Source organism: Halobiforma nitratireducens JCM 10879 (genome assembly GCF_000337895.1).
GTDB lineage: Archaea > Halobacteriota > Halobacteria > Halobacteriales > Natrialbaceae > Natronobacterium > Natronobacterium nitratireducens.
In genome coordinates this window covers 63,389-76,492 of sequence record NZ_AOMA01000063.1, presented here as the reverse complement: position 1 = coordinate 76,492, position 13,104 = coordinate 63,389, and the positions used below count along the sequence as shown (strand labels likewise).

At 63.6% G+C, this 13,104-nt stretch carries 13 protein-coding genes and 1 tRNA gene; 8 read left to right on the top strand and 6 right to left on the bottom strand.

Annotated features, from left to right (window positions below):
• Nucleotides 1–156: 156 nt before the first annotated feature.
• A complete protein-coding gene (locus C446_RS05010; RefSeq protein ID WP_006671985.1) occupies nt 157–348 on the top strand; it encodes a hypothetical protein in 192 nt (63 codons plus the stop codon).
• A gap of 12 nt (nt 349–360) precedes the next feature.
• On the opposite strand, the gene C446_RS05005 is transcribed toward C446_RS05010, so the two are convergent.
• Nucleotides 361–1,047, bottom strand: a complete 687-nt coding sequence (locus C446_RS05005) for a helix-turn-helix domain-containing protein (protein ID WP_006671984.1) — start codon at nt 1,045–1,047, stop codon at nt 361–363.
• Between the two features lie 189 nt (nt 1,048–1,236).
• Between C446_RS05005 and C446_RS05000 the strand changes: the two genes are divergently transcribed.
• Nucleotides 1,237–2,043 (top strand): alpha/beta fold hydrolase, encoded by an 807-nt coding sequence (locus C446_RS05000; protein WP_006671983.1) that lies wholly within the window; start codon nt 1,237–1,239, stop codon nt 2,041–2,043.
• 66 nt (nt 2,044–2,109) lie between these two features.
• Here C446_RS05000 and ahbB read toward each other — a convergent pair whose 3' ends face one another.
• Nucleotides 2,110–3,243, bottom strand: a complete 1,134-nt coding sequence (gene ahbB, locus C446_RS04995; protein WP_006671982.1) for a siroheme decarboxylase subunit beta — start codon at nt 3,241–3,243, stop codon at nt 2,110–2,112.
• A gap of 507 nt (nt 3,244–3,750) precedes the next feature.
• Between ahbB and C446_RS04990 the strand changes: the two genes are divergently transcribed.
• On the top strand, nt 3,751–4,140 hold the full coding sequence (locus C446_RS04990) for a type IV pilin (protein ID WP_006671981.1): 390 nt from the start codon (nt 3,751–3,753) through the stop codon (nt 4,138–4,140).
• Between the two features lie 10 nt (nt 4,141–4,150).
• Nucleotides 4,151–4,609: a type IV pilin gene (locus C446_RS19840; RefSeq protein ID WP_083861072.1), complete on the top strand. Its 459-nt coding sequence runs from the start codon at nt 4,151–4,153 to the stop codon at nt 4,607–4,609.
• Nucleotides 4,610–4,867: 258 nt separating this feature from the next.
• Here the strand turns inward: C446_RS19840 and C446_RS04980 are convergent.
• Together C446_RS04980 and C446_RS04975 are read right to left on the bottom strand one after the other, a co-directional pair.
• A tRNA-Ile gene (locus tag C446_RS04980) sits at nt 4,868–4,941 on the bottom strand.
• Between the two features lie 75 nt (nt 4,942–5,016).
• Nucleotides 5,017–5,700 (bottom strand): FxsA family protein, encoded by a 684-nt coding sequence (locus C446_RS04975; protein ID WP_006671979.1) that lies wholly within the window; start codon nt 5,698–5,700, stop codon nt 5,017–5,019.
• Nucleotides 5,701–5,885: 185 nt separating this feature from the next.
• On the opposite strand from C446_RS04975, the gene C446_RS04970 reads away from it, so the two are divergent.
• Entirely contained in the window at nt 5,886–7,544 is a 1,659-nt protein-coding gene (locus C446_RS04970) for a DUF255 domain-containing protein (RefSeq protein ID WP_006671978.1), read from the top strand.
• An 82-nt stretch (nt 7,545–7,626) separates the two neighbouring features.
• Nucleotides 7,627–8,430 (top strand): TrmB family transcriptional regulator, encoded by an 804-nt coding sequence (locus C446_RS04965; RefSeq protein WP_006671977.1) that lies wholly within the window; start codon nt 7,627–7,629, stop codon nt 8,428–8,430.
• A 27-nt stretch (nt 8,431–8,457) separates the two neighbouring features.
• Here C446_RS04965 and C446_RS04960 read toward each other — a convergent pair whose 3' ends face one another.
• A complete protein-coding gene (locus tag C446_RS04960) occupies nt 8,458–9,444 on the bottom strand; it encodes a DUF7718 family protein (RefSeq protein ID WP_006671976.1) in 987 nt (328 codons plus the stop codon).
• Between the two features lie 144 nt (nt 9,445–9,588).
• Nucleotides 9,589–10,524: a GTP cyclohydrolase MptA gene (gene mptA / locus C446_RS04955; RefSeq protein WP_006671975.1), complete on the bottom strand. Its 936-nt coding sequence runs from the start codon at nt 10,522–10,524 to the stop codon at nt 9,589–9,591.
• A 416-nt stretch (nt 10,525–10,940) separates the two neighbouring features.
• Here mptA and C446_RS04950 point away from each other — a divergent pair, with 416 nt between their 5' ends.
• Nucleotides 10,941–11,909, top strand: a complete 969-nt coding sequence (locus tag C446_RS04950; protein WP_006671974.1) for a nucleotidyltransferase domain-containing protein — start codon at nt 10,941–10,943, stop codon at nt 11,907–11,909.
• Between the two features lie 288 nt (nt 11,910–12,197).
• Nucleotides 12,198–13,067 (top strand): hypothetical protein, encoded by an 870-nt coding sequence (locus C446_RS04945; protein WP_006671973.1) that lies wholly within the window; start codon nt 12,198–12,200, stop codon nt 13,065–13,067.
• The last annotated feature ends 37 nt before the right edge of the window (nt 13,068–13,104 follow it).

The following is a 13,104-nucleotide window of genomic DNA, read 5'->3' as shown; positions in this document are numbered from 1 at the left end:
GTCCCACACGGACGGGCGTCCCCGAGGGCGGACGCCAAGACGGCGGGCGATTTTCGTTGCGTGCGATGTCTTACGGCCCGACCGGTCTCACAGTGGAGAGGGTATACTAGCCACCGCAAGTCATCGCACACCCGATCGCACGACAGCTGTCGATCGGTGTATGAAGCGTTTCAGTTGTTCCTATCGGAAGTCGAAAGTGCGATTACTCGAGCCGAGCGTCATCCGGTCGTCGACCGACGATCGACCGACGAGTATCTGGTCGCCGACATCGACGGGCCAGGGCTGGTCGCCGAGTTCGGCACCAGTTCTACCCGAAGCGATCTGCACCTCGAGGAGCGCGACTCCTGACCACCCGTGCTCTCAGTCCGGCAGCGGCGGCCACGTCGTCGCGACCGTCTCGCGAATGAGTTGCGTTTGTGCCCTGCGGAGTCGTTCGGACGCCGAAGAAGGGGCAACGTCTAGCTCGGCGGCGACCGCTTCGAGCGACGCCCGTCGTGGAATCTCGAAGTAACCCAGTTCGTACGCCGTTCGGAGCGCCTCGCGTTGCGGATCGGTGAGTCCCTCTCCGGGCGGCTCCGGTTCTTGTGCACGGGTGAGGCGGTGCAGCCGGAAGCCGGCGTTGTCCTGCCAGAACGACGAGAACGAATCGAAGGCGTCTCGATCCGCGAACCACCCCGTCTGTCGCCAGCCGCCCGGTTCGACCTCGATTCGTTCGATGACGGCTTCGGCTGTGGCGAGGGCCTCGAGTCGCTCGAGGTCGTTGACCCGGTTCCCGAGTTGTTCCTCCAGGCTTAGACCCGGAACGAGTTGATATCGGCGGGTCGTACCGGCCCGACCGATCAGGCACCACTCGCCGACATCGGCGGCCTCGTCGAAGGACTGCTCGAGCACGGCCCGTGGACCGTCAGTTGCGGTAACGATGAACATCGGCCGCTCGTCGTGGGCGAACTGCAAGTCGAGCACGATCGTCGCGTTCGGCACCACGGACGCGATGTCGACCAACGGAAGCGCATCACAGCGAATCTCGAACTCGGCGACGAGTCCCATACGGTGACGTTCCAACCGACGATAATGGACGCGTCGAAACGACGACTCGAGGCCTATCGAGCTCGGGCCAGTCCGTCCGTTGCCGGCAGCCGACGAGCATCGCATCGATCACGCAGTAGCATCCACCACTTAAACTGCCGAACCACTGAGAGAGCGACTTAGTCCGATGCCGTTCGAACGGGACGATCCATGCAAACGACGCGATCCGAAGACGGAACGGAGATAGCGTACGAACGTCGAGGCGAGGGCCACCCGCTCGTCTTGCTCCACGGCGGGATGGCTCCGCCGGACTACTGGGAGCCAGTCGTCCCTCTACTGGACGAGGAGTTCGCCGCCGTCGTCCCCCAGCGCCCCGGGTTCGGTACCTGTCTCGACGCACCGACCGAGACGAGTGCCGGCGACGTACTCGAGCGTGAGGTCGCCGTCGTTCAGTCGCTCGTCGACGATCTGGACGGAGATAAAGCGCCGATCCTCTTCGGTCACTCCTACGGCGCGCTGACCGCGGTCGAAGCCGCGCGGGACGCGACGGTCGATGCGGTCGTCGCTTACGAACCCGCGATACTCCCGGACGAGTTCCGACGACAGGCCGACCTCGCCGATCGAATGGCGGCCCACCTCGACCGAGGCGAGCGCCGCGAGGCGGTCAAACGATACGTAGAGCAAGTGCTTCACCCGGACGGAATCGACGACGCCGAACTCGCGGCGTGGCTGAACGAGTGGCCGGTCTGGCCGGCGTGTGTCGACCTCGCAGAAGAGGTACTCAGGATGAACCGTGCCGTCGAGCGGTACCGACTCCCCGACCACCTCGCCGTCGAGGAGTCCGTTCTCGTCCTGACCGGTACGGACGGGCCCGACTTCCTGCGGGAGAGCGCCAGGGCGGTCCACGAGGCGCTTCCACACAGTCGACTGGTCGAGTTCGACGGCATCAGCCACGGTGGGCCGAGCGAAGCCCCCGAAACGGTCGTCGCCGAAGTCGACGCCTTCCTGCGAAGCTGACGGCTGGCGAGAGTCCCGGCACGGGGACACTCAGGTTTCGGTTCCGACCGTTCGAGGCGTAGCTGCCTACCTGTTGTTTGCTCCGCTTGCGGCGACGAGGTCCTCGTAGCGTGCTCCGGTCTGTTTCAGCGTCGCGGTCGAGTACAGCCGCTCGTGATCGTACGGAAGGTGGTCGGACGACAACTCGTCGATCTTCACGTCGACCGCGTCGGGATCGCGGCCGTGGATCATCGTGAACAGGTTGTACGGCCAATCGTACTCGGGCCGTCGCGGCCGGTGGTAACAGAGCGTCACGTACGGCAGCTCGCCGACAGCCTCGCCCCGTTCGTCACGATCGTCGTCGGGGACGTTCCAGACGACCATGCAGTTCGCGTCGAACCCCGTCACGACGTGATTGACGACACAGCCGATCCGCTTGAGACAGCCTCGTTCGCGCAGTCGCTCGAGGGCATCGATAACGTCGGCGGCGTCGTCGGCCCCCTCGAGTCGCGTCGCGAGATCACGGTACGGCGTCGTCGACACCGGAAACCCGTCCTGAATCGCAAGCAGCAGGTCCGCCTCGAACGCCGAGAGGTCGCCGACGGCGTCCTCGCCGATCCGGGTCGCCGAGGCGTCGACCCCGTCCGCGCCCGACTCCCGGGCGAACCGGTCGGCGTTGACCACCGGGAACTCGAGGTCGACGTAGTAGTCGGTGACCATCGGGAGTTCGAGCACGTCCCGGCCGGTTCGCCGTTCGATCTCCTCGAGCACTTCGTCCCGCTTGGCCCGCGATGCCGCGGTGACGACGAACCACATGTTCCACTCGTGGTCGCGGGCGTAGTTGTGGTTGACCTGCCGATAGCCGTTGACGATCTCGGCGACATCGGCGAACGCCTCGTCGGCGTCAGGTGCCCGGATCGCAGCGAGCGTCGAGGAGCCGATCACCGGCGGGTTGAGTACGGCTCCGAACCGGCGGAAGACGCCCATCTCGAGGAGTCGGTCGATCCGATCCCGCACCGCGGTTTCGTCGATCTCGAGTCGATCGCCGATCCGGCGGAGCGGACGCTCCTCGAGGGGGATACCGCTCTGGTAGCCGTCGATAAGTGCAGCGTCGACGTCGTCGATCGCCTCGCGCCAGTTCGTTCCGTTGCTCCCGTCGGTTTCGTCGGTTTCGTCTGCCCCGCCTTCCTCGTTCGTCCCGGAGCCGTTACGGGAGTTCATCGTCGAAAGTTGGCGGGCCCGGGAACTATGCTTTCGGGTGGTGCCCGGAGGATGGGATCGGTTCAGTAGTATTACCTCCTGGGCGCTTCGTCGGCGTCGGTGTAGGTCCCACTGTCGTCGGTTGCTGTGAGGTTCCGCCTCAGTGACGAACGGTTTGCGGCCAGTCGTCTGGTGAATTCAGAACGCGAAGATCACGTCGGTTGCAGAGTAAAGCACAATCGGAAACCGACAGACAGCGTTGCTTCAAGCCGGTGCTGTAACGGTTCTATATCCGCTTGATTCTCAAACCTGAAACCGTAGTAACTGTCTTTTTCACTATCGAGATACACTATGGGGTAAATATATGTACCCGTAGTCAACTCGTTGTTACCAGCACCAAACCGGACGGCAGGAAGGGAGTGGCGGGGCGATCGTGTGTGGCGCACCCCAATCCCCGCGCAGGTCCGTGCTACCAGACGCGGGGGGATAGACCTTCCGGCCACGCTGAAAGTGGTGCTGTGAGAATCAATGTTCGACGCAACGAAAATCCGTGACAAACTGGTCGGATCGAAAGACGAACGCGCTGTATCGCCTGTGATTGGTGTTATCCTAATGGTTGCCATTACTGTGATCTTGGCAGCTGTGATTGCGGCGTTCGTTTTAGACCTCGGTGACACGAGCGCTAATCCCTCGGCAGGAATTCAATATGACTATTCAGACGATGACGACTGGTCAGTCACTCTGAACAATATTGAGCGGCTCGATTCCTGGGAAGTTAGCTGTGCTGGGTCTAGCGAACACGAAGAAGACCCTGCAGAAGTTGGACAAACGATTGATCAAGACGATGTAGAGGATTGTGACAGGGACGACATTCAGATTATCGGAACCTACGATGGCGAAGAAGCCGTCCTAAGCTAATACGGCAAATATGATAGATAATAACGAATCAACTGATCCCGAAAACGAGAGGGCAGTGTCCCCAGTAATAAGAGTTATCCTAATGGTTGCAATCACTGTCATACTGGCAGCCGTGATTGCAACATTTGTTCTGGACCTCGGTGACACGACCGCAAACCCCATGGCGGGGATTGATATCGGCGCTGACAATACCGACGAGGAGGTCGAAGTCGAACTGAGAACTATTGAACGGCTTGATGAAGCATACGTCGCAATTGACGGAGCCGAGCTTGAGACTGAGGATGCCGGTGGTTCCACGGATCGTCTTGAGTCAGTTGGCGATACAGTCGTAATCGACGACGACAACAGTGCAGACACGCTAAATATTGAGTCTGAAGGCAGTTGGGGAGATACAGTTCAAGTTATCGGTGTCTACGAAGGAGAAGAAGCAATTCTTCAGGAGCACGAAACTGACGGAGACTGGGGATAAGTAACGCCAGTTATTCCCTCAGTCATTAGTTTCTTCCATTACTCTGACCGAATTAGCTTTTGCAGCAGTTTGGCAGTGAGTTTGAAACTGGTAGCTTTGACGATCGTCACTGACATCCGTTCGAATCGGTCGACGACATGGCTGGCGCAGTGTTACAGGTCAATCAAGTGCCAGCCGACAGCCGCGACGACCGTCACCGACCACCCAGTAGAGCCGTCGCTGTCTGTCAGAACCTTCCGGAAAAGTGTACGTGCTCAGTGGGCCGGCTCGGATTTGAACCGAGAACCTCCACCTTATCAGAGTGGCGCTCAACCTAATTGAGCTACCGGCCCGCGCTTCCTCGCTGCACTCTGTAGTTACCGGGTCGTATGTTTAAACGTTTCTTTCCGGCGACGCCGTGCGAACCGCTACCGGGCAGCCGGATCGTCCCCGTCGTCGGAGTCGCTCGAGTCGTCCTCGAGATCGATCGACGTGCCGTCTACGCTTCCGGCGGTGCCGGTGCCGGACTGGACGTCGGCATCCGTGCTGGCGCTCGAGCCAGTATCCACCGTGTAGGCGTCGCTTCCGAGGTCGTAGGTGCCATCGGCGGTTCGGCTTCGGGTTCGATCCTGACCCCCCTGTTTACCGCTGGCTCCGCCGAAACCGGCTTGCTTGGCAGCCTCGTCGTCGGGGAAGCCGTGGGTCCAGACGACGCCGCTCGCGAAGCCGCCGGTCTTCTTGTCCAACTGCGGGACGATCACGTATCGCTTGAGCACCATCCGAATCGGAATTCGGGTGAGCGGCACCACCAGCAGGAAGCCGATGAGATCAGTCACCAGCCCCGGCGTGAGCAGGAAGGCACCGGACGCGATCAGTAGCCCGCCGTCGAGCAGTTCGTTCGTCGGAGGGGTCCCCTGGGCCAGCGAGCGTTGCATCTTGCGGATCGTCCGCCGGCCTTCCGCACGGACGAGGAGCATCCCGACGAGCCCGGTCAGGACGACCAGAAGCACCATCCCGGCCCAGCCAATGACGCCGGTCTGGCTGACGACGACCGCCAGCAAGACGGCATCGAGAAACGGGATGAGCAACAGCGCGAAGATCCACCGGAGCATGCCCCGATATAGCCGACCGAGGGTGAAAACCCTTTACTCTCGGCTCGTTCGAGCGGTATCGATCCACCTCCAGTCGCTTCACTCGAAGGCCACGTCCGACTGGCCTCCAGGAGCCTCGAGGTCGACAGAGCACCGAAACCGGGACCGAACGAAGGGCTTACCCCCACGACAGACCAGGGTCGAGTATGGACGATACGACGCGCGTCGAGTGGCGCGAGTGGGGGCAAGCGGCCTTCGACGAGGCGAGCGAGGCCGACGTTCCCGTGTTGCTCTCGCTGACCGCGACGTGGTGTGATCACTGCCACGAGATGGACGAGGAAACGTACGCGGAGCCACGCATCGCGGCGAACGTCAACGACAGTTTCGTCCCCGTACGAGTCGACGTCGACCGCCATCCCCGCGTGCGGGATCGATACAACATGGGCGGGTTCCCGTCGACCGTCTTCCTCGCCCCCGACGGAAAGGTGCTAACCGGAGCGGGCTATCTGGGCCCCGACGGCATGCGCCAGGTGCTCGACAGCGTCCGCACCATGTGGCAGACGAAAGGCAGCGGCGCGGCCCGCGTCCCCCGACCGCTCCGGGAGGACGAACCACCCGCCGGCGAACTCACCGAGGAGATCGAATCCGGTATGCTCGGCCACCTCACCGACACCTACGACGAGGTCGCCGGTGGCTGGGGCGAGAGCCCGAAGTTCCCTCTGCCCGACGCCCTCGAGTTTGCGCTGAAACGTGACCGAGAGATGGCGCTTCGCTCGTTCGATGCGGTCAGTGCGAACCTGCTCGACGAGTACGACGGCGGCTTCCATCGCTTCGCGAGCGACCGGGACTGGTCGGGGCTCCAGCGGGAGAAGCTGCTCGACTCGAACGCCGCCCTCGTGCGGGCGTTCGCGAACGCCTACCTCCACACGGGCAGCGACGAGTACCGCGACCCCGCCGAGCGGACCATCGAGTATCTCACCTCGACGCTGTGGAACGGCGACCACGAAGCGTTCGCCAACAGCCAGGCACCCGGCGAGCCTGGTGCTCACGGGATCGACGCGACCGACCGCGAAGCCGCCGGCGAACCGCCGATCGACGAGGGCGTCTTCGCCGGCCCGAACGCCCTCGCCGTCGAGGGGCTGTGTACCTACTACGCCTACACCGACGACGAGCGTGCGCGCCGGTATGCCGAGCGGACGCTCGCCACGCTTCGGGACGAACTGATCGAGGACGGCGTCGTCGCACACCGACTCGAGGAGACGCTCTCGACAGGGGACGACCCCGTCCCGCTGCTGTCGACGCAGGCCCGCACCCTGGCGGCGCTGACGACCGCGGCCAGCACGCTCGATCCAGGGGTCCTGGAGGACGCGCGTACGGTCGCCGACGCGACGATCGACCGGCTACAGGACGGCGACTCGTTCCACGACGGACCAACAAACGGCGTCGGGCTGGTCGAGCGACCGTTGCGACCGCTGGACGCGAACGTCGCCACCGCCGACGCCCTGCTCGAGCTCGCGGTTCTGACCGGCGACGACGCGTACCGAACCCGCGCCCGAGAGACCCTCGAGGACTTCGCCGGCGCGAGCGATCGGATCGGCGTCCAGATCGCCCGCTACGCGACGGCCGTTTCGCGGCTGCTCGAGGGGCCACTGGCGATTTACGTCGCCGACGAGCCAGGCTCGGACCTCCATCGGGCCGCGTTGCGGATGGCCGATCACGAGAAGGTCGTCGTTCCCGACGCCGGGGAACGCGACGGCCTCGAGTGTGGGCCCGGAACGGCCCGGGTCGAGCGAGGCAGCGAGCTGTCCATGCCGGCCGAAACTCCGGACGAGTTGAGCGAACGGGTCCAATCCGTTCTCGAGTAGGTTCACGGACTGAACGCGGCCGAGCGCCGACCGGGTCAAACTACCACAGCGTTTATGTTTCTTCGACCGGTTGCTTTCGAACATGGCCAGTCTCAGGGATCTCGGGCTCTCGGAGTACGAGGCTCGAGCGTACCGATCGCTGCTGAACACCGGCCCCACAACGGCCAAGGAGTTGTCACGCGCGAGCGACGTGCCGATGGGACGGATCTACGACGTGTTAAACAGCATCGAGCAGTACAACCTCGTCCGGAGCCAGACCGCCAGTCGACCGAAAAAGTACGTCGCGGTCGAACCCTCGACCGCTCTCGATCGCCTGCTGGAGGACAAGAAGCGCGAACTCGAGGAGAAAGCCGACCAGTACGAATCGATCGTCGACGAACTCTCGGACGAACTCGACGCCGCCGAGCCGGTCGAAGAACAGTTCTGGACCGCCGCCGTCGGCCCCAACGAGACGAAAGACCTCCTGCTCGAGCGGCTCGCAGCCGCCGATCGTGACATCGTGATGATCGCCGCAAACCCCGTTCCACAGCGTGATATGCAGACCGCGGGCGAAGACGTCCTCCGGGAACTCGAGAACGCGCTGGATCGGGGTGTTGCAGTCGATGTCCTGATGAGTCGCGATCTGGTCGACGCGCTGTCGGAGACCGTCGGGGAGCGGTACCGTACGTCGCTGCAGGAACGGGAGGACTTCAGGGTCCGCACGAGCGACAACGTGACGGGATCGTTCAACGTCATCGACGGCGTCGAAGTCTGTATCCAGATTCCGAACCCCCTCGCGTCGGGTGATCCGTTCGGGATGATCGACCTGAAAGATCCGGAGTTCGCAGCGAACGTACAGGAGGAGTTCGTACCGCGGTGGGAGGAAGCCGAGCCCCTGACGTTCTAGGGGTTGTGCCCAGCGGTGCCCTAGCGGTTAGCGACTGACATCAAGCACCCACCCGGCTTGGAGCCCGTCGGAGACAGCCGACAGGTAGGCGTCGGTTTCCTCTCGTTGCTCGCGGAGGGTCTCGCGTGCCGCTTGTAGTTGGGCCGCCTCGAGGGGCTCCTCGTGGTCCCACTCCGCGTCCTCGCCGTCGATCCCGTGTTCGCGTTCGAACTCGCGGACGAGTTCGTCGAGGTTCGTCTCGAGGTGCTCGAAGGCCTGCCACAGGGCGTCGTGGGGCGTCGTCGGTTCGGTGAGGGTTTCGACGTCGATACTGCCCGCGTTGCCGTGAACCCACATTCGCAGCCCGTCTTCGGTAACGTCTGCCCCGTCTTCGGTCGGGTCGTGGACGTATCGCACGACCGTCTCGTGGGACGTTCCCGTCCAGTAGGTGATGCTGATCCGAAACCGCGTGACGGCTCCCTCGTCGCTGCTGACGCCGATCCGGGCTTTCATCGCCGCGGGGTCGACCAACTCGCTCGTAAACTCCCGGTCGTGGGTCCGGACGTACTCCAGGACCAGCGACCCGAGGCCGATGCTCGTGGCGGTGAACCCGACCACGATACCGAGATACGGGATCGTGGCGGCGATCGCGGCGGCAACCGTGCCCACAGCGACGACGATCAACCAGTTTCCGGAAACCAGCCGTCCGACGACCAGGTAGCCGACAACCGTCGCGGGCACCAGGGCCACGAGATATCCGATCAACAACGGGAGCGCGAGAATCCCAAGCCTCAGGAGGACGAGAACGAGCACGACCAGGACCACCGTGACGGTGATACCGACCCCATAGAGGGCCGTCTCGAAAAGGTTGTACCGGACCCGATCGGTCACTCGGCGACCACGTTCGGACTCGGCGGTGAGGATCAGCCCGCCGACCAACACGACGATCGCGGTGACGACCGCCGATTCGATCGCGCCCGGCGATAGCCACTCAGTTACGTGACCACGACCTGTACCTGCGAGAATTGGGACCATTCTCGATTACTGTCCGCTTGGTCGAGCGTTCTTTTATTATTGACGGATACGAAAGTAATAGAACGTGGATCGTGCTCGGGCCCGCGCCGAACGCCGAACGCGAGTCGAAGAGCCCACCCGAAGGTGGTTTCGCTCCGGGTTGGGCTACTTTCCGTCGCCGTTTACTTCCCCGCGCAGCGTCGCCATCTCGACGACTCGCTCGGCGTGGGCGTTGTGCTGGTGAATCGACTCGTCGTTTGACTGTTTCATCGTGATCACCGCGTCGTTGGGCAGGTGATCGAACTCGTCGACGACGCCCTCGGCCATCGACCGCACGCAGTCCTCGACGAACTTCGCGTCCGCGTGCGCCTCGTAGGTCATGTGGTCCTCGTCGGGCCGTTTCGCGAGGTTGTAGATCCGCGCGCTCATCGAATCGCGCGCGATGTCGATCACGTCGTTGAGGTCGATGTCGGGGTCACCCCCCGCTTCGACGGTCAGCGTCGCGTGTCCGCGCTGGGAGTGGCCCGGCTGTGGAACCTCCTCCAGGAACTGCGTGATCGTCCCTTCCTCGACGCCCAGGTCCTCGAGTGTCTGTTTCGCTCGCGCGGCGGACATCCCTTGCGAACAGGGACAGACAGTCATTCCCGTCACTTCGGCTCCGATCTCTTCGCGGGTCCCCTCGTCGGTCGCCGTCGCGGAAGCGATGATGTCGACGGTGTGTTGGGTCTCGCGGTCGCTTGCGGGCGTCTGCTCGCGGCGCATGAACTCCGCCTCCATCGACACTTCCGCACAGGAGGTGTACTCGTGTTTCTCGAGGAGTCGTTCGGCTGCCTCCCCACAGACCTCTTCGACGCGGTAGGCCTCGTCGCGGGTTGCGTCCTCGAGAATCTCGTCGATGACCTCCATATTACGGCTCATATCGGCTCCTTTCCGCCAGGAAGGGAGGTCGACGAAGACTTCGAACTCGGCGGTGAGGACGATGGGGCGGTCGTCCTCGCGGGCGATCTTGACGAGCTTTTCGACGCCAGTGACGCCGACCTGACTCAGGCCGACGGTAACGTCGGGCGAGGTCGCCTGCACGTCGGGCAGCTGGTGACTCATTGGGCGCATTCAGGGGAGGGTGTGATTAGACCTTTCGGAACACGAACTTTCCGCACTGGCCCCGCGGGCAACGAGGAGTCGGAGCTCGGCAGCCGTCCTCGTTTAAGTGGTTCTGGTCACAAGGTGGAGATACGACGGGAGATTCTCGAGACATTCGCACCCTCGAGTCACTTCGCCGTGGAAACCCGCTCGAGTTCTACTGTCGTCGGGAGGTGGGGTGACCGTTCGCCGCCGTAGTTCTTTAAGTGGTTCTGGTCACAAGATGAAGATACGACGGGAAATTTTCCAGAACTGTTCGATTGCCAGTCCCGACTGTAGCCGTCGTCGCCATCTCGAATCTCTCTCCCCTTTAAGTACCTCTGGTCACAAGGTAAAGCTACGAAGGGCTTTTCGCGCGTCGCTATCCACCTACAGCCGTGAGTACCGTCCCACAACGCGTCTTCGACCTCGTCGATCAGCACCTCGGGAAACTCGAGCGCAGCCACGAGGTCGCCGTGCCGCTGGCGGTCGCACGCGGCAGTCACGCCTGGGGCGGGGCCGGCCCGGGAAGCGACTACGACGTCGCGTTCGTCTTCGTTCCCGCGGACCTGCGGCGATACGCACACCTCGAAGAGCCCACGAAGACGATCGTCGCCGACCGCGGCGAGATCGAGTTCGAGGGGGTCGGCGTCCACCGGTTCGCCGAACTGCTCGCCGACTCGAACGAGGGCGCGATCGATCTCCTCCGGAGTCCGATCCGCTACCGGACGGCGTTCGATCCCGAGCCGCTGCGGGCGTACCTCGAGGTGACGTACGATCCGATGGACCTCTACCACGACTGGCGCTCGATCGCAGCGACCAACTACCGGAAGTACGTCTCGAAGCATCTGGTTCGGGACGGAGAGGTCTACCCGCTCGTCGCGGATGGTGACGAGAGCGGGGCCGGGGCCGAAAGCGAACTCGAGGACGGCGACGCCTACGTCGTCCACACTGACGACGGACCGCGAACGGTTCCGGCCGACGACGAGCGTTTTTCCGAGACGAAGACGCGACGAACGGTAAAGCGAACCCTCACGATCTATCGCGCGGCGATGTACGCCCGCTACCTCCGGACGACTGGAGTACGTGGCGACCACGACCTTCCTCTCTGTTCGTTCGAACGGTTCCTCGACGACCAGGCACCCGCGGTGTTCGAGTCCGATCGAGTCGAGTGCGCCCGCGACCTCCTCGAGCGAAAGCGAGCGGGCGAAGGCGACGAGACGATCGGCGATGCAGTCGGTCGCGAGTTCGCTCACCCGCCCCGCGAGATCGATCCGGATATTCACGCCCGAAGCGGTCCTGACCCGGCGCGGCTGGACGAGTTCGTCGATGAACTGATCGCCGCTTCCGGGATCGACACTAACTGATGCCGAGACAGAGCGGCTCAGCGCAGTTCGATCGCCGATCGGAAGTCGGCGGGCTTCGGTCGACCGCCGTTCCCGTTTAAGTGTCTCTGGTCACAAGATGAAGATACGACGGGATTCTCGCCGCACGTTTCGTTCGTCCAGCGACTGGTATCGACAGCATAGTGACCGTCGCTCGAGACCTACCACCGGTCGGGATCACCGACCGGTTAGCGGAGCTAACAGTTCCGATATCCGACGCTGCGACGGGTGCGAGCCTTTTTCCGTCTTCCCCTCTCACCGACACACGAGATGAGAGACGACGGTGCCGACTCCCGTTCGCGAGGCCGATCGAGACCGGTCGCGGACGGCTCCGGCAGTGCGGGCGGCGGCCTCGAGGTCCGCGGTCGCCGCGGGCGGGACCGCGATCCGGATGCCGATCGTCGCCTCGAGACCAAACCCGGTTCCGGCGCGCTCTCCCGCGCGGACGTTCAACGGGATTCGACCGTCCGGCGCTGGGGGGTCGTCACGCCGAGTGCGACGGTGATCGGGCGAGCGGAATCACCGGACGCCGACGTTTCGGAAAGCGTCCGCCGCCTTCACGACGAACAGCACGCCGCGACGCCGGGGTACAGCGAGCGCGCCCATCGACTCGATCGCCTCCGGACCACGCAGGCGCTGTGTAACGCCCTCGATCTGACCCCGTGGCAGCGGGACCTGGCCCTGGGCGTCATGGACGAGATCGACCTGACGGAGTTCGGGAGCCAGCGGGCGATCCCGAAGGTCGCACTCGTGGTGATTCGACACGTCGTCGACGTCGACCGCCGGACGTACTTCGGGCTGGACGACGTCGACGCCCAGGAGCTGTCGGCCGACCGGATGGAAGAACTGTTCGGACAGTACCGCGCCCACGACATCACCGACGAGGCGACGTTCGAACGGCTAGCGGCCGAGTACGGGCTCGACACGACGAGCCTGAACCGACTTCGCCGCGTCCTGAAGTCCCAACTCGACGAGGAGCTTCCGGCCTACGGTCGGAACCCTTACCGGGACCCGAACCTGCCGGGCGCGGTCGACTCGGAGGCCGACGAAACCGAGTCCGCCCCATCCAGCGAGGGCGACAGCGACGGTAACGGCGAGACGGATGACGGAACCGACAACCTCGACGCCAGCGGTCGGTAACCGAAACCGGCCGTCCCGGCGGCAGGGCCGACGGCTT